General features: G+C 38.1%; 13 protein-coding genes, 2 rRNA genes and 1 pseudogene. 5 read left to right on the plus strand and 11 right to left on the minus strand.

The features are described from left to right. Positions 1–30: 30 nt before the first annotated feature. The 5 genes from A6A20_RS05960 to A6A20_RS05980 form a co-directional block, all read right to left on the minus strand. Entirely contained in the window at positions 31–765 is a 735-nt protein-coding gene (locus A6A20_RS05960) for a hypothetical protein (protein WP_279572588.1), read from the minus strand. Further along, complete coding sequence (locus A6A20_RS05965) at positions 707–847, minus strand: hypothetical protein (protein ID WP_279572589.1); 141 nt, start codon at positions 845–847, stop codon at positions 707–709. Before A6A20_RS05965 ends, A6A20_RS05960 begins: the two co-directional genes overlap by 59 nt. A gap of 872 nt (positions 848–1,719) precedes the next feature. Further along, positions 1,720–4,512 (minus strand): TrlF family AAA-like ATPase, encoded by a 2,793-nt coding sequence (locus A6A20_RS05970; RefSeq protein ID WP_279572590.1) that lies wholly within the window; start codon positions 4,510–4,512, stop codon positions 1,720–1,722. A 385-nt stretch (positions 4,513–4,897) separates the two neighbouring features. Continuing rightward, on the minus strand, positions 4,898–5,395 hold the full coding sequence (locus A6A20_RS05975) for a GNAT family N-acetyltransferase (protein ID WP_279572591.1): 498 nt from the start codon (positions 5,393–5,395) through the stop codon (positions 4,898–4,900). Positions 5,396–5,459: 64 nt separating this feature from the next. Further along, positions 5,460–6,356, minus strand: a complete 897-nt coding sequence (locus A6A20_RS05980; protein WP_279572592.1) for a LysR family transcriptional regulator — start codon at positions 6,354–6,356, stop codon at positions 5,460–5,462. A gap of 101 nt (positions 6,357–6,457) precedes the next feature. Between A6A20_RS05980 and A6A20_RS05985 the strand changes: the two genes are divergently transcribed. Further along, positions 6,458–6,883 carry a PACE efflux transporter gene (locus A6A20_RS05985; RefSeq protein ID WP_279572593.1) on the plus strand — a complete coding sequence of 142 codons (426 nt, stop codon included), beginning with the start codon at positions 6,458–6,460 and terminating at the stop codon, positions 6,881–6,883. Positions 6,884–6,960: 77 nt separating this feature from the next. Here A6A20_RS05985 and A6A20_RS05990 read toward each other — a convergent pair whose 3' ends face one another. Beyond that, complete coding sequence (locus A6A20_RS05990; protein ID WP_279572594.1) at positions 6,961–7,776, minus strand: Cof-type HAD-IIB family hydrolase; 816 nt, start codon at positions 7,774–7,776, stop codon at positions 6,961–6,963. Between the two features lie 173 nt (positions 7,777–7,949). Here A6A20_RS05990 and A6A20_RS05995 point away from each other — a divergent pair, with 173 nt between their 5' ends. Both A6A20_RS05995 and nfuA read left to right on the plus strand, forming a co-directional pair. Next, entirely contained in the window at positions 7,950–8,636 is a 687-nt protein-coding gene (locus A6A20_RS05995; RefSeq protein WP_279572595.1) for an amidophosphoribosyltransferase, read from the plus strand. Positions 8,637–8,953: 317 nt separating this feature from the next. After that, positions 8,954–9,535 (plus strand): Fe-S biogenesis protein NfuA, encoded by a 582-nt coding sequence (nfuA, locus tag A6A20_RS06000; RefSeq protein WP_279572596.1) that lies wholly within the window; start codon positions 8,954–8,956, stop codon positions 9,533–9,535. Positions 9,536–9,714: 179 nt separating this feature from the next. Here nfuA and glpX read toward each other — a convergent pair whose 3' ends face one another. Further along, positions 9,715–10,728 carry a class II fructose-bisphosphatase gene (gene glpX / locus A6A20_RS06005; RefSeq protein WP_279572597.1) on the minus strand — a complete coding sequence of 338 codons (1,014 nt, stop codon included), beginning with the start codon at positions 10,726–10,728 and terminating at the stop codon, positions 9,715–9,717. Between the two features lie 173 nt (positions 10,729–10,901). Between glpX and zapB the strand changes: the two genes are divergently transcribed. Further along, positions 10,902–11,141 (plus strand): cell division protein ZapB, encoded by a 240-nt coding sequence (gene zapB / locus A6A20_RS06010; RefSeq protein WP_279572598.1) that lies wholly within the window; start codon positions 10,902–10,904, stop codon positions 11,139–11,141. 281 nt (positions 11,142–11,422) lie between these two features. Then, entirely contained in the window at positions 11,423–12,187 is a 765-nt protein-coding gene (locus A6A20_RS06015) for an IS256 family transposase, variant Zn-binding type (protein WP_424585442.1), read from the plus strand. Between the two features lie 362 nt (positions 12,188–12,549). On the opposite strand, the pseudogene A6A20_RS12695 reads toward A6A20_RS06015, so the two are convergent. The 4 genes and pseudogenes from A6A20_RS12695 to A6A20_RS06040 all read right to left on the minus strand — a co-directional run bounded on the left by A6A20_RS12695 (position 12,550) and on the right by A6A20_RS06040 (position 16,807). Continuing rightward, positions 12,550–13,008: pseudogene (locus A6A20_RS12695) on the minus strand (IS630 family transposase). A 77-nt stretch (positions 13,009–13,085) separates the two neighbouring features. Further along, a complete protein-coding gene (locus A6A20_RS06030) occupies positions 13,086–13,388 on the minus strand; it encodes an IS630 transposase-related protein (protein ID WP_279571743.1) in 303 nt (100 codons plus the stop codon). 123 nt (positions 13,389–13,511) lie between these two features. Beyond that, positions 13,512–13,627: ribosomal RNA gene (gene rrf / locus A6A20_RS06035) — 5S ribosomal RNA — on the minus strand. Between the two features lie 168 nt (positions 13,628–13,795). Then, positions 13,796–16,807, minus strand: a 23S ribosomal RNA gene (locus A6A20_RS06040). Positions 16,808–16,946: the final 139 nt, after the last annotated feature.

Consider the following 16,946-nt stretch of genomic DNA (forward strand, 5'->3'; position numbering starts at 1 on the left):
AATCAGCGGTATTTTTCTGGGTATAAACGCTTAAATGCTTTTCCAGTAAAGTGCGGTTGGGATTTTTCTCGGTAGGGTCTTTTTGCCAAAGGGCTTGCCATTTATCGGAAAATCCTGTATGGGGGGGGGAAGACAGGTTTGCAAAGTGGCTAAGGTTTGCTGATTATAGGTTTCTTGTTTTTCCCCTTTGCCGAACAATTGATACTCAAAAAACACTTCCAACGTTTTGCCATCATCACTGATTTTAAACGGAACAATTGACTCTTCAATGATTTCGCCGTCTTCATCTGCTCTTTGTGCACTGCGTTCGGTAGCTAACACAAACAAACGTTTGCCATCGTTATCTTTACGATTATCTCTTGCTACATCGGCGCTCACCAAACGGAAATACACCTCACGCTCATCGTCTAATTTAAAACGATAATTGCTGAAATGCTCGCCCGATTTGGTGTAATACTGGTCTTTATTCGCCCAATGCAACATCACTTCCTCACCACTATAAGGAATGGCATAAGTATCGCCCTTATAACGGCGTTGACTAATAAAATCGCCGTCCTCGTAATAACGCGAGAAAAAAGTTAATAAATGCGAGAACACCGCAGCCTCAGCATTGATACCGCCTTGGTGGGCTTGCTCAATTTTACCTCGCAATTCCTGTACCTTAGACACGTTATCAGGATTAACACCTGCGCTTTCTAGCGTATCTTTAAGCTGGTTTAATTGCTGTTGCCAATCCTTGAATTTGGATTTGATTACTGCTTGCAAAAGTGGCTTTGACTTTTTTGGGCAATGGGTATTCCAAATAATCGCCAATTTCACGATGTGTGAGTTCAAGGAGTTGGGTCATAGGGTTTTCTCTTTATTGTTAATATGATATTAAGTGCTAAAGCATAAAAATAGTTTAGATAAAATGTTTTTAGGTTTCCAATATTTCATTACCCCATAAGAAATATTTACAGTTAAATTCGGGATATTTTTCAAGATTATTGACCATATTTTTCATTATTCCAGTAACTTTTCTTTGATAATATTTTTCTGCAAAAGATAATGACTTATTGGTTTTAGCAACTTGATCTTTTCTTAATGGAATAAAACAATATTCTCCTTCATTATAATTTTCATAAATAAAGCTATCATAACCTTGCTCTTCTGCCTAATTTTTGATAATTAAAGGTACATTCTATCCAAACTAGTTCTAAGTGGTTCATATAGGTAAAATCTTGTCCAATCGCATTAGTTTTTTGTTCTCTTTTAAATATTCCTTTGGAAATAAGCATTATACTGTTGCTTTATTAATATATCACTCACTATTTATTGATTGGGTAACAAGCTACATTGTGCCTTGCCCCAAGATAAGAAGAGTAAGGCAATAATCTCTTTTTTAATTCTTGCATTGATTGATCATTAATATTTTTATGATGCACTGCCAATAGGGCCATATTGCCAACAATCCCTTCAATCTTAAAGGATTTCTGACCTTAAGCCATACTCTTGTATTGAAAAATTTTTAGCAAATTCAGAAAACCTATTATTAAACTTTCAATTGAAATATCTTTCATTATCCCAGAATATTTATTAAATAACAAAACTTTTCCCTGTTTATTAATATAAATCCTATTTCGCTAAACATACTAAATATTCGCATAGCACGAATACTTGGTACTTGACTAAAGTGCTCCTTTATTTGTATATAAACTTTCATTTTATTAATCAAAATAACTACCTATTTATATCTTTCAAGATTCGTTTATAACGTTGTGCAAACGCTTTTTCTCCCCCTTCCATAATTTCACAAATTTTTTTCCTTATAGATTTTTCCTGTAATCCACCTGAAATATTATTAACTATTTGACCACCTGCAAATTCCATTGGAATTATCAAATCAGCATCACCGTTTACAACAATATTGGCATTATGAGTAATAACAATAAGCTGTCTTTTATTCTTATTATTCCTCAGCTGTGATACCACCAAGTGAGACACTAATGCATTATCTAAATCATCTTCTGGCTGATCCATTAACAGAGGATCATCACCATGAGCCAATAAAAAAGATAAAATTGCAGCTGTTTTCTGGCCCGCAGATGCTTGTTTAAGACTTTGAAATGAATTTGAATTTTCTCTCTTATATTGAATATCAACTAAGTCTTCTGGATACCATACAGACAATTCATCAAAAACTGTGGTGGCAACATCTGAATTCATATCCTTTAGTTTTTTTACAAACCTTCCATGTAATTTTGTATTTAGCACTTGATCGCTCATATTTTCAAGTGAATTTTTTATCTTTTGAATACGATCAGCCCTAGATAAATCTATATCAGGATCAATTAGATCCCAAAGTATGCCACATAATTTAGGTGGGATATCATCTGTTTCTCCATAGATTTCTTTAACAAATGTTTTCTCTTTTTCTATACGCAGAATTTCTCGCAGCCTGACCTCTCCATCTTCAACATCACACATTGAATGAAGAGTAATTTTTAGAGTTGGAACACTTTCCAAAACTTTATCTAGAAACTTCTGTCGTAATTCTGTTAATTTTAAACGTTCTTGAGTTAACGCTATTTGTGCTTGAACAACATCATTTTTTGCTTGTTCAAGCTCAGTACTAATCTTTTTAATTTCTTCTAAACGATTTTTTAATTTTTTTTCAAGGATTAATGCATTAGAGACATCTTCAGCATTATTGATTCCTTCTAAACTTTGATAACTATCAATATGCTGTTCATTTTCTTTGTACCAATCACTAAGTTCAATAGTTTTTTTAGCAACTAATACACTATTATGCATTTCATTAATTATACTTACAATTTGTTCATGTTTAATAGCCAATTGACCAAATAAAGTATTTATTTGCTGATTGACAGTTTCCTCAAACTCTGCTGCAATACTAAACTCTGCAGCGTTAAACTGTTTTATCTCAGTAGATTCACCTGAATGACTTTGTAATTTTTGAATATATTCGCTCAGATCATCAAATAATTTAGAAACAGTCTGCTTTTGCTTTAATGCTTTTTCATATTCCTTATATTCCTTAAGAACATTACCAACATTACCAAAGTCTCTAGTTTTGAAAACACTAGTCTTGTGTAATGCCTCATTATATTGCAATTCTATAATAGGTTTTTCGGAAACTTGTTTTTCTAGCCTAACAACTTTTTTTCTTGATTCTAATAAAGCCTCACATTTAATTTTAAAATTATTTTCCCAATTTTTTTTATCCTCTCCTAACATATCATCAATATATTTAATTAAACATTGAGGATGATCTGCCAAAGAAATAATCTGTTTTTGACTAAAGATTTTTACAGGAAAATTATTTCTTGCTTGTTTTTCTGTTAGTTGTATTTCCTGCCACTCATCATTACGCCATTGCTTTACTAACACTGAGAATGTATTATTCTCTCCTTTTTCCCAACAATATTGAAATTTATCTTCTAATGCAGCATAACCTTTTGATAGCTCAATGGTAATTTTTGTATCATTAAGTATCATTCCTGGAGAATCACGAGTAGTTTTTTCTTTTCTAAAATTTTCAAAAGAGGATTTTAATGCACTATCAATTTCTCCTGATAGTAATTCATTTTCCCTAGCTAGCCCTAAACGCAAACACTCTAATACTGTAGATTTACCACTCCCACGCCCACCAATTAAAGCATTATAACCAGGGTTAAAATTAATCATAAGTGGATTTTTTTGCCGTAAACGTAGTTTTTCAATGGTAATCTTTTTAATTTTTAAGTGATCCAATCGTTGCGGATAATTAGGACTATCATCACTACGACGAACAGCTAATTCAGGGTCAAGCAAAGCCAACTTTAACCCCTCGATAGAAGGGTTAGACATCTTAATCCATGTATAACCCCTTCCAATATCACTTGATTGATGGCTATCAGAACCTAGCACAGAAGCAAAGTCTTTCAATGAATCTTCATATTTTTGAATAAGTTCATGTTTAGGATCAATAACCTCAATAGCATCCAGTGTGGCAAAAATAGGTTGTAATGTATTATGGTCATTTATTGATACAAGAAGACCTTTGGGTTGATCTACATGCGCAGCACAAGTAATCCCCCCGTGCTCTTGTATAATATGAATAATGTTTAAAATACTTTCTGTCGTAACCTTATCACTATCACCATGTTTACCCTGATAACCAACAGCTCCTAGAATTTTATCAATATCTGAAGAATTTTTACTGGGATCAAAAATTGCTAACAAATGTACACCACCATTACATGAAAGCTCTACACCTGGAAATATAAACATATCCTCCCATTTATTATCTTGACTTTTCAAAGAATTTAATTCGTCTTTTAATTTATCAATCCAAACTCCCGAATTATGGTCAGTAATAACAATACAGTTAATTCCTTCATTAAGATAGCCTTGTAAATATTCTCTTGGCGTGGTGTTTTTATCTCCACGATAATCCAAGGAAGCAGGGGTATGAGTATGAAAATCAAATTTCCACCAACGAGAGCCAATATGATCTTTATTTTGTATCATTAAATTATTCTCCATTCAATCAAAAACAATTCGTTTTGCATCCACTTGTAATCCGATTTCTAATGCTTAACACACTACATCAATTTCATCTTATTAGCAAATCATTCCTATCATGTTTATTATGTTTACTTTCTAACTTCCATTATTTTTCTATCAGTACAATTTTTTCTTCTTGATGTTTACAATCACTACTGTACAATGGGGACTCTTTGATTTCTTTATTGGTATTTTTAATATATTATTCTCGCCTACCAGTCGTTGAATTTTTATTTCTAATCAATATAGAACATATTGTGTTGCATTCTAGGTGTTTAGTAAAAGTTGTTTGCTATTTTGATATTTTTACTCAATTCAAATAATACCCTAAAATTACCCATCATTATCCTTATATTTTCTTAAATTCCCCCCACGCCATCACCACCAAAGTCAAATCCTCATACTCATCACGTTCGCCGGTTGGGGTAAAACCGCAATTTAGCCAAAAACGGCGGCTGCTTTCACTGTCTGAGGGGTAACTTAAAATGGCTTGGGAAATTCCGCTTTTATCTAATTGATTTAGGAACTGCTGAATAATGCTTGCTCCAATCCCTTGTCTTTGCCAAGATTGATCCACCATAAAAAAGCCGATAAGCACACAATCCTCTGTGGGGTAATGAAAAACGCCCTCCAAAACCGCAATTAAGGTTTGATTATGCCAATATCCCCAATAAAATTTATCTTCCGCTTTGGCTTGTGGCGGAAGTGCGGTCAAATTATGGCGAATTTTATCAAGTGTTAAAGACTCTTTCATTGCTTGATAATAATTTGGATTGCTTAAACAAAGCTGATAAACCTTTTCAAGATCTTGCTCTGTTATCGCAATAGGTTGCCAATATTGTTTCATTCTTTCTCCTTCAAAATTGTCGTCAAAGGGTAACGCAAAAATATCATCAAAACCCACCGCACTTTTAGCCCTTAATTTGAGCAAAAAACTGTTTAAACATTGCCAATAACCATTCGGACACTGCACCATGCGAATGACTGCGTGAACGTAAGCATACAACCCCCACTTGATTGCCCTCAGGCTCTACGGCTAAAGGTAAACGAATTAAACGTCCATTCGTGAGATCCGCTTGCACCATTTGCTCAGGCAAATCCGCCCAGCCAATGCCTTGTAATGCCCATTGATAAATGGTAAGCCGATCATTGGCGTACCAACAATGTTCACTATCGCTGCCTGCAAACCATAGCTCTTGCCCGTTTAAACTACGATGGGTTAAATGCACATAATTCATCAAATCTTGAGGTGATACTTCCGCTAACTGGGCGAGCGGATGCTGTGGCGAGGCAACCGTAATAAACCGATAATTGCCTAAAAAATGGAAATCAAATTCCACAAATTTTGCCATATCAAAATCTTGATAAATGACCCCTAATTGTACCTTACCCTCTGCCACCATTTGCTCAATGTCAAAGGTTGAAGCGGTAATCAGGTGAAAACGTGTTTGGCGAAACTGTTGTTGCAATGGGGTAAATGCCTGTAAAAGCCCCTCGCTCCATAAACTTTCATCTATCGCTAAACTGATTTCCGCCTCTTCATTGCGTTGCAACGCCAATAACTGTTGATCAAAAAAATCAGCTTGGCGTAATAATTGGCGAGCCAAAGGCAATAAACTTTTGCCCGCCGACGTCAGCGTCAGCCCGCTTTTTGACCGAATAAATAACGTTTGATTTAAGTCCACCTCTAAATTCGCCATTGCTTGACTTACCCCTGACTGTGCCCGTCCTAATGCTCTTGCGGTTTCCGCTAACGAGCCTTTTTCACTTGCTATCACAAAGATTTTTAATTGTTCTAAGCTATACATTATCACTCCCCATCTATCACAAAATATGATAGATGATAATTTTATTTATCTGAAAAGACAATGGATAATAGCCGTCTTTAAACACTCATGGAGAAAATATTATGCAATTCAAAGAACGTTTATTTCACGCAATATTATTTGAAGTCGGTGCGATAACCGTATCAGCAATAGCCGTCCTACTATTGAGCAATACTCATCTTAATAAAGCCCTTGGTGTAGGTGTTTTAATGGCAAGCATTGCTATGCTTTGGAATTTTGTGTTTAACTACTTTTTTGATCAATGGGCAACAGGCGAACGAGAGAACCGCTCGGTAAAACTCAGAATTTTCCATTCGTTAAGTTTTGAAGCTGGGTTGTTATTATTTACCATTCCGGTGATCGCTTATTTTCTACAACTTACTTGGCTACAAGCCTTGCTGGCGGATATTGGTTTAACCTTATTAATTATGCTTTACGCTTTTTTCTTTAACTGGGGTTATGATTTATTGCGTATCAAAGTGCTGGCTTGGCGACAACAGACCTGTTAGAAAAAAGACAAGACGGCACGCCGAAGCCAGTTAAAAGAGTATAGCGAGGCGTGCCAACAGGGTATTATTTTACTATACTAAATCAACCCCGCTTTACTGAGAAAATTGGCAATACCATGTTCAGCGACAGTATCCGTAACATAATCGGCTTGTTGTTTTAATTGTTCATGGGCATTGCCCATCGCAATGCCAACACCCACTTCTTGTAGCATTTCTATATCATTTAACCCATCACCAAATGCCATAGCTTGTTGCATATCAAGCCCTAAATGCTCTAACATAGCACGAATTCCTCTGGCTTTTGAACCCTTGGCATCAAAAATATCCACAGAATCCTCGTGCCAACGTACGGTTTTAACATTTTGCAAAATATGACTATCGGCAATGAGTTGATCCTGTTGTTGCGGATAAAAGGCGAGCAACTGAAAAATATCATTATGCAATAAATAATCAGGATCTTCATTTAAACGATAATTTTTAGTAATCGGATTAAGGGCATTTTCTAGCGGGGGATTAATATTAGAAACCAAAATTTCTTGTTGCGTAATAAAAGCATATTCTATTTGTTGTTGCTGAAAAAACTGGGTTAAACGCAAGAGATCTGCTTTTGCTAGAGGATATTTTTTGACGGTTTTATGTTGATAACTCACATATTGTCCATTCATGGTTACCAAAGCCTCAATATTTTCCTCAGAAATTAATCGTTGCAACACTGGTGGAAAGGCACAATAGGTTCTTCCTGTGGCAATGGCAGGAATAATACCATTGGCTTTTAATTGTTGAATAGCAGGTTGAATACTGTCTGGTAAGTGATCCTGATGTTTTAAATAGAGGGTGTCATCAATATCAAAAAATACGATTTTTATTTGATCACGATAATGTTTTATGTTCATTTTCTTTCCTTATTAAGCTAAGTTCTTTTTTAAAAAGAACATATTTTCCCTATTATTATAGGCGAAATTTGTTATCTTTTCGATCAAGATCGCAAAGATTTAATCCCTTTATAGACAGGATTTACGATGGGATTATAATGACAAAAGCGCGGTAATTTTTAGCAAAATTTTTTATGAATATTTGGGGCTTTCGTTGTCTTCAATGTCAACGTTTATTACATATTGGGCATCATGGCATTTGTAGTCGCTGCTACAAATCTATTGTTTATACGGCATATTGTAGCGGTTGTGGGCATAGTTTAGTGGAAAATAGCCATTTTTGTGGTCATTGCCTAACATTAGACTTTAGCTGGGATCATTTAGTAGTGGTGGGAAACTATCAATCCTCATTAGCACAATATATTCATCAATTTAAATTTAGAGGTAAGTTTTGGCTAGACAGAACCTTAGCAAGATTATTATTGTTAGCCATTTGGCAAGCTAGACGCACCCATGGATTAATTTTACCTGATTTAATTATGCCTGTTCCATTGCATCATTGGCGGCAATGGTGGCGAGGTTATAATCAAGCGGATCTGTTAGGGCGTTTATTGGCTAAACATTTGCAAATTCCTTATTCAAATCGCTGGCTCAAACGGCGAAAATATACCTCAAGCCAACGTGGGCTAAATGCCTTAGCAAGACAACAAAATATGAAAAATGCCTTTCAATTAATGCCGAGCTTTCAAGCTGAGCATTACCAATCAGTGGCATTAGTTGACGATGTGATTACCACTGGGGCAACGCTTAATGCCATTATCGCCCTATTGCGTGCCGCAGGAATTAAACATATTCAAGTTTGGGGGTTATGCAAAACCTAGCTTTTGTTATATAGCAGTGTAAAATAAACAAATTAGCCGATGATATTAGTGGTTTCAATTTGTAGTCGTCCCACTTTAAAATGATACAGCGTTGGTACGCCTCGCCGTACTACTTGTACTGTCTTCGGCGTTCCGCCTTGTCTCATTTTAAATTGAAACGACTATAAAATAACACAAGGCGTGCCAACGCCGTATTATTTTAACATGGGACAACTATAATCAAGATATTACTAGAAAAAATGTCTTGCTAGGCGTATTATTAGTTGAGTGAACAAGTCAACTATTATTGCTATTTATAATGAAATTAGGACGTGATTATGCAAATTATGATTTCAGATGCCGCACAAGGGCATTTTAGAAAATTATTGGAACAACAAGCAGAAGGGACAAATATTCGTATTTTTGTGGTCAATCCAGGTACACCGCATGCCGAATGTGGCGTCTCTTATTGCCCTGCTGACGCCATTGAAGATACTGATACCGAAATGAAATATAACGGTTTTTCAGCATTTGTTGATGAAGTAAGTTTGCCATTTTTAGAAGAGGCGGAAATTGACTATGTTACGGAAGAATTAGGCACACAACTTACCTTAAAAGCCCCTAACGCTAAAATGCGTAAAGTGGCAGACGATGCGCCATTAATTGAACGTGTTGAATATGTTATTCAAACCCAAATAAATCCACAATTAGCAAGCCATGGCGGGCATATAACCCTAATTGAGATTACCAATGATGGCGTAGCGATTTTACAATTTGGCGGCGGTTGTAACGGTTGCTCAATGGTAGATGTAACCTTAAAAGATGGGGTAGAAAAACAATTAGTTAGCCTATTCCCTGATGAGCTCACAGGGGCAAAAGATGTTACAGAGCATCAACGTGGTGAGCATTCTTATTATTAAAGTTAAGAAATCAACATTAATAACGTACTTTCTAGCCAAATAACTAAAACATAAAATTGCTCAACCTTATTCTGTTGAAAAATAGAAATAAGTTGAGCAATATTAATATTCTGCTAGAAGCTCAAATGATTGATATTATCAGTATTTCTCCCAAGTGCGGTCTGTTTTAAAAAATTTTTCTATACATTAATCAAACGATATAATGCGCCATCTTTACGATCAAGATAATGGGTAGATTGGATACGGCGGATTGTACGAGAACGCCCCCGAATGACTAAGGTTTCTGTGCTAGCTAAATTGCCTTTGCGTTGAATACCTTTTAATAAATCGCCATTGGTAATCCCTGTTGCGGCAAAAACAAGGTTGTCATCACGCACAAGCTGTTCTAATTTTAGCACCTGATTGACTTCTACCCCTGCTTGCTGACAACGAGCAATTTCTTGTTGTGCAATTTGCTGATTTTCACTACTTTCCCCTTTAACCTGATTGCGAGGTATCAGTCTTGCCTGCATTTCACCCCCTAATGCACGCACTGCGGCAGCAGCAACGATACCCTCAGGAGCACCGCCAATGCCATATAATAAATCTACATTGCCCTCTGGCAAACAACATAATACAGAGCCTGCAATATCGCCATCAGGAATAGCAAAAACCCGTACCCCTAAAGCATGCATTTGGGCTATTACTTGTTCGTGGCGAGGTTTAGCAAGTACCATCACATTGAGTTGAGAAAGTAATTTCCCCATTTTAGAGGCAACGCGGCGTAAATTTTGCTCCAAGCTTAGGTTTAAATCAATCATTCCCTTAGCTTGTGGACCGACAACCAATTTTTCCATATACATATCAGGCACAGATAAAAAGGTTTCTTTTCCTCCAGCAGCTAAAACCGATAAAGCATTAGCTTGTCCCATTGCGGTCATTCTCGTGCCATCAATGGGATCCACTGCAATCGCCACTTCTTCGCCTTTTCCTGTTCCCAAGGTTTCGCCAATATAAAGCATTGGGGCTTGATCAATTTCGCCCTCGCCAATAACCACAGTGCCTTGCATATCAATAAGATTTAACATTAATCGCATCGCACTAACCGCAGCATTATCCGCTGCATTTTTATCGCCTCTCCCTAACCAAGCAAAACTAGCAAGGGCAGCCGCTTCGGTAACCCGTGAAAATTCAATGGCTAATGCTCTATTCATAGTCTAATCCTTATATTTGATGATGATTTGCTGGCTATTCTAACATTTAGCAAACGTTTGCGTAATCCTGATAATCAGGAAAAGTAAAATTTTTATTTTATCCTTTAATTCCATGACTAAAGTGCGGTAGAATAAGTCATTAATTTTTCAGGTTATTAACAAAGGAAATTGTCATGTCTTTAGAAATTTTAGATCAACTAGAAGAAAAAATTAAACAAGCTGTTGAAACAATCCAATTACTTCAATTAGAAATTGAAGAAAAAAATGAAAAAATTCAGGCGTTAGAACAAGAGAAAAATGAAACGCAACAAACTAATGATAACTTACGTCGTGAAAATGAAAGCCTAAAAAATGAACATTCAAACTGGCAAGAACGTTTGCGTTCATTATTGGGTAAAATTGATAACGTATAAATAAAAATCCGCACGTAAAACGTGCGTTTTTTAGGTTATCCTATAAGAGCCCTATTAGTTCATATGCCCTTATGGGCATATGAGCACTGATAACCGCACAATCACATTGCTTATCCCTTAAAGGAGGAAATATATTCTTTTTTTTGATTCATTCCTCTACGATTTTTAGGTGTAATGGACAAAAATGTGGGAAAAAAGTGGGTTAAGACCTTATGCTGCAAGGCTTTAACCTACTTTTTTGAAAATGAATAAAAAATTGTCCATATTGTCAAAATAACTCAATCCACAAACATGGAAAGAAAAATACCATTCAACGCTATAAATGCAATCATTGTAATAAAACTTTTACCTTTCAAAATAAATTAAATCCCACCGAAATTTGGTTTTATTATTCTCAAGGAAAACAAACGTATAAAGAGCTTGCCATTAAATATCAATGTTCTGTTAAAACAATCCAAAGAGATATTGATGAAGCCCCTAAAACAGCGTTAAAACTTCCTCTATCAATACATTTAAATATTATTATGGATACCACTTTCTTTAAGCGAGATTTTGGTGTGTTAGTGTTAATGGATAGCTTGACAGAAAAAGTGATTTATCATCAAATTGTAAAAACAGAAAAGGCTATTTATTATCAAATAGCTTTAAATAAATTAAGAGAAAAAGGCTATATTATTCAATCAATTACCTGTGATGGTCGTCGTGGGCTGTTAAAAGAGATATTCAATACACCTGTTCAAATGTGCCATTTTCATCTTGTGGCAATGGTGATGAGAAAATTAAGAAAAAAACATCAATCTCAGGCTGGAAAGGAATTAAAAATTATTATGAAAACCTTAAAAGAAAGCCAAAAACATGATTTTTTTCGTCGTTTGCATTATTGGTATTTAAAACATCAAGATTATTTGAATGAACGCTCAGAGAAATGTAATGAAAAAGGTTATTTTCCTTATAAACATAAAGGATTAAGAGGGGCATTAGCGAGTATTAAATATGATGAAAAGTATTTATTTACTTTTGAAAAGTATGAGGAATTAAAATATTGAAAAAACAACAAATCGGTTAGAAGGTTTATTTAGTGAACTTAAGCGGAAATTAATTAATCATAATGGATTAAGTAGAAATCGTAAGGTTATGTTTATAAAGGATTTTTTGAATAAAAAGAGTCAATAAAATGATATAAAAATAATGAGATCCCACACTTTTGTCCACTTGGAATAAAAATGGACAAAATCCCACATTTTTGTCCATTACACCGATTTTTATATTTAGACCCACAGTACTCACATAATATCCCTTTCTCTAAAATTTAGATTTCCCATACTTATATAGTTAATGAAAATAAGAATGATATTAATATATCTACTAAGTTACCCGAACAAGGTACACACGCATATAGTAAAACCCATTAAAAATCGCCACACAACCACATAAAATAAAAGAATAGACGATCGATGCAATTTAACCGCCACTCTTTACGTTTTTGCTTTATCCAAGCCCAAGTGCGTTCAATTGGATTAAGGTCAGGACTGTAAGGTGGGAGCCAGAGAATGGTATGCCCCGCGGCTTCTATCAATGCTTTTGTGTCTGAACCTTTATGAAAAGCAGCATTATCCATCACAATAACACTGTTATCAGGAAGTTGCGGAAGTAATCACTGCTGGACCCAACCATGAAAAACATCGCTATTAATACTGCAATCATACAACCCCACAGCAAACAGCTGTTGATTAAGCACAGCACCGATGGCATTGCTCTGGTTTTTAAGTTGCCAGTTGGATTGGCTAAGACAAGGCTTACCTCTTTGAGCATACCCATGCGGTCTGTTGTCATGCATTTTAAAGCCGCTCTCATCTAAATAAATGATTTTTCTTCCCGCTTTTTTAAATGCTTTTAGCGCATTAAGAAAAGACTTTCGTTTTTCAGTATTTGCTTGAGAATGCGCTAACGTCTTTTTTTACGTGTTATTCCGAGCCTTTTTAAAGCCGTACAAATGGCGTTTTGGCTACAACCTAAACGCTGTGCTCGCTGCCATTGATAATCATCGGGATAAGCTTCAACATCGGCTTTGAGGAGCTCGTTATCAATCTTATAAGGTTTAACAATACGTTTCTTTCGTTCAGGGTTTTTCTTCCATCTCTGGATGGTGTTAGTACTGAGCTGAAACTCTTGTGCCAATTCTCGAAAGCTTGCGCCACCTTTGAGTTTGGCTAATATCATTTGTCGGTAGTCTTTTGAGTATGCCATGTGAATATTGTAGCGTATTTAATTAGATTTTACTATAGTTATCTCTAGTACAGCCCCAAAATTTTTTCTGAATAAACAAAAACCCCCATTGCTTTACAACAGGGGCACTATTCATAAATAACAACCTGGCGGTGACCTACTCTCACATGGGGAGACCCCACACTACCATCGGCGTCACGGCGTTTCACTTCTGAGTTCGGCATGGGGTCAGGTGGGACCACCGCACTATCGCCGCCAAGATAATCCTTTCGATGATTGACTTCTCGCTTATCTTTCGCCTTTTCTTTTATCTTTTATTCTTCTCTCTAACTTCAAAAACAAGCTGTCTACCTTTAACTCTCTATTCTCTACTGTCTGATACTCTCTTCTTTATCCTTTACTACCACGCAAAAACACTACAGCGTTGTATAGTTAAGCCTCTCGGGCAATTAGTACTGGTTAGCTCAACGTCTCACAACGCTTACACACCCAGCCTATCTACGTCTTCGTCTCAAACAACCCTTACAATCTCTCGATTGGGATAACTCATCTCAAGGCAAGTTTCGTGCTTATATGCTTTCAGCACTTATCTCTTCCGCATTTAGCTACCCAGCAATGCCTCTGGCGAGACAACTGGAACACCAGTGATGCGTCCACTCCGGTCCTCTCGTACTAGGAGCAGCCCCTCTCAATTATCCTACGCCCACGGCAGATAGGGACCGAACTGTCTCACGACGTTCTAAACCCAGCTCGCGTACCACTTTAAATGGCGAACAGCCATACCCTTGGGACCTACTTCAGCCCCAGGATGTGATGAGCCGACATCGAGGTGCCAAACACCGCCGTCGATATGAACTCTTGGGCGGTATCAGCCTGTTATCCCCGGAGTACCTTTTATCCGTTGAGCGATGGCCCTTCCATTCAGAACCACCGGATCACTATGACCTGCTTTCGCACCTGCTCGACTTGTCCGTCTCGCAGTTAAGCTTGCTTTTACCATTGCGCTATCCTCACGATGTCCGACCGTGATTAGCAAACCTTCGTGCTCCTCCGTTACGCTTTGGGAGGAGACCGCCCCAGTCAAACTACCCACCAGACACTGTCCGAAACCGCGTTCCGCAGTCTTCGTTAGAACATCAAACGTTAAAGGGTGGTATTTCAACAACGACTCCATGATAACTGGCGTTACCACTTCAAAGTCTCCCACCTATCCTACACATCAAAATTCAAGGTTCAGTGTCAAGCTATAGTAAAGGTTCACGGGGTCTTTCCGTCTAGCCGCGGGTACACCGCATCTTCACGGCGATTTCAATTTCACTGAGTCTCGGGTGGAGACAGCCTGGCCATCATTATGCCATTCGTGCAGGTCGGAACTTACCCGACAAGGAATTTCGCTACCTTAGGACCGTTATAGTTACGGCCGCCGTTTACTGGGGCTTCGATCAAGTGCTTCTCTTGCGATGACACCATCAATTAACCTTCCAGCACCGGGCAGGCATCACACCCTATACCTCCACTTACGTGTTTGCAGAGTGCTGTGTTTTTAATAAACAGTTGCAGCCAGCGGGTCACTTCGACTGGTTCGTGCTCCATTTGTGCAAACTTCACACTACGCCAGCGCACCTTCTCCCGAAGTTACGGTGCTATTTTGCCTAGTTCCTTCACCCGAGTTCTCTCAAGCGCCTGAGTATTCTCTACCTAACCACCTGTGTCGGTTTTCAGTACGGTTTAAATAAACCTGAAGCTTAGTGGCTTTTCCTGGAAGTTGGGTATCAGTTACTTCCGCTCCTTAGAGCGTCGTCGTCATTTCTCAGTGTTATCAGGTTTCCGGATTTGCCTAAAAACCCCACCTACAAACTTAAACAGTACAATCCAATCTACTGCTAACCTAACCTGCTCCGTCCCCACATCGCAGTTTATTCAAGTACGGGAATATTAACCCGTTTCCCATCGACTACGCTTTTCAGCCTCGCCTTAGGGGCCGACTCACCCTGCCCCGATTAACGTTGGACAGGAAACCTTGGTCTTTCGGCGAACGGGTTTTTCACCCGTTTTATCGTTACTTATGTCAGCATTCGCACTTGTGATACCTCCAGCATACTTCTCAATACACCTTCTACGGCTTACACAACGCTCCCCTACCCAACAGGCGTATCACTAATATGTCTATTTTTCTACCTCTTTACCACTCAACGTGGTTGACGCTTGAACAACCCGTTCGCTACGCGAACACGTTGTTAATCGTCTCTCATTAGACTTATTAGTGATACGCCTGATGCCGCAGCTTCGGTGCTATATTTTAGCCCCGTTACATCTTCCGCGCAGGCCGACTCGACTAGTGAGCTATTACGCTTTCTTTAAATGGTGGCTGCTTCTAAGCCAACATCCTAGCTGTCTAAGCCTTCCCACTTCGTTTCCCACTTAATATAGACTTCGGGACCTTAGCTGGCGGTCTGGGTTGTTTCCCTCTCCACGACGGACGTTAGCACCCGCCGTGTGTCTCCTAAGCATTACTCTTCGGTATTCGCAGTTTGCATCGGGTTGGTAATCCGGGATGGACCCCTAGCCGAAACAGTGCTCTACCCCCGAAGGTATTCACTTAAGGCTCTACCTAAATAGATTTCGGGGAGAACCAGCTATCTCCCGGTTTGATTGGCCTTTCACCCCCAGCCACAAGTCATCCGCTAATTTTTCAACATTAGTCGGTTCGGTCCTCCAGTTAGTGTTACCCAACCTTCAACCTGCCCATGGCTAGATCACCGGGTTTCGGGTCTATACCTTGCAACTTCTCGCCCAGTTAAGACTCGGTTTCCCTTCGGCTTCCCTATGCGGTTAACCTCGCTACAAAATATAAGTCGCTGACCCATTATACAAAAGGTACGCAGTCACCCTTAACAGGCTCCCACTGCTTGTACGTACAGGGTTTCAGGTTCTATTTCACTCCCCTCACCGGGGTTCTTTTCGCCTTTCCTTCACAGTACTGGTTCACTATCGGTCAATCAGGAGTATTTAGCCTTAGAGGATGGGCCCCCTATCTTCATACAGGATTCCTCGTGTCCCGCACTACTTCTCGTAAGCCTAGTACCATTCCATTATCTTCGTATACGGGGCTATCACCCGCTATGGCGGTGCTTTCCAACACCTTCTACTGATAACAAAACTATCACTTACTGGCTACTCCGCTTTCGCTCGCCGCTACTTACGGAATCTCGGTTGATTTCTTTTCCTCGGGGTACTTAGATGTTTCAGTTCTCCCGGTTCGCCTCATTAACCTATGGATTCAGTTAATGATAGTAGATTCTTCATCTACTGGGTTTCCCCATTCGGACATCTTGGATTAAACGCTTCTTATCAACTCATCCAAGCTTTTCGCAGATTAGCACGTCCTTCTTCGCCTCTGATTGCCAAGGCATCCGCCCTGTACGCTTCATTACTTAACTATACAACCTCTAGTGCTCTCACTTGAGGTCTACTTAAGAATGTCCTTAATTTACCCTTTTTAATAAATTAAGGTCTTTACTCAGACTTTTCTTGAAAGTCTTCAGTTTTCAGCTTGTTTCCTACTTGTTAAAGAACATC

It is taken from the genome of Volucribacter amazonae, assembly GCF_029783845.1.
GTDB classification, from domain to species: domain Bacteria; phylum Pseudomonadota; class Gammaproteobacteria; order Enterobacterales; family Pasteurellaceae; genus Volucribacter; species Volucribacter amazonae.

What these genes read in the sequence shown, in the direction of transcription:
- A6A20_RS05965 (WP_279572589.1), bottom strand. Translation starts at nt 847, where the DNA reads ATGACCCAACTCCTTGAACTCACACATCGTGAAATTGGCGATTATTTG.
- glpX (WP_279572597.1), bottom strand. Translation starts at nt 10,728, where the DNA reads ATGAATAGAGCATTAGCCATTGAATTTTCACGGGTTACCGAAGCGGCT.
- A6A20_RS05995 (WP_279572595.1), top strand. Translation starts at nt 7,950, where the DNA reads ATGAATATTTGGGGCTTTCGTTGTCTTCAATGTCAACGTTTATTACAT.
- A6A20_RS05980 (WP_279572592.1), bottom strand. Translation starts at nt 6,356, where the DNA reads ATGTATAGCTTAGAACAATTAAAAATCTTTGTGATAGCAAGTGAAAAA.
- A6A20_RS05990 (WP_279572594.1), bottom strand. Translation starts at nt 7,776, where the DNA reads ATGAACATAAAACATTATCGTGATCAAATAAAAATCGTATTTTTTGAT.
- nfuA (WP_279572596.1), top strand. Translation starts at nt 8,954, where the DNA reads ATGCAAATTATGATTTCAGATGCCGCACAAGGGCATTTTAGAAAATTA.
- A6A20_RS05970 (WP_279572590.1), bottom strand. Translation starts at nt 4,512, where the DNA reads ATGATACAAAATAAAGATCATATTGGCTCTCGTTGGTGGAAATTTGAT.
- A6A20_RS05975 (WP_279572591.1), bottom strand. Translation starts at nt 5,395, where the DNA reads ATGAAACAATATTGGCAACCTATTGCGATAACAGAGCAAGATCTTGAA.
- A6A20_RS06030 (WP_279571743.1), bottom strand. Translation starts at nt 13,388, where the DNA reads ATGGCATACTCAAAAGACTACCGACAAATGATATTAGCCAAACTCAAA.
- A6A20_RS05985 (WP_279572593.1), top strand. Translation starts at nt 6,458, where the DNA reads ATGCAATTCAAAGAACGTTTATTTCACGCAATATTATTTGAAGTCGGT.
- zapB (WP_279572598.1), top strand. Translation starts at nt 10,902, where the DNA reads ATGTCTTTAGAAATTTTAGATCAACTAGAAGAAAAAATTAAACAAGCT.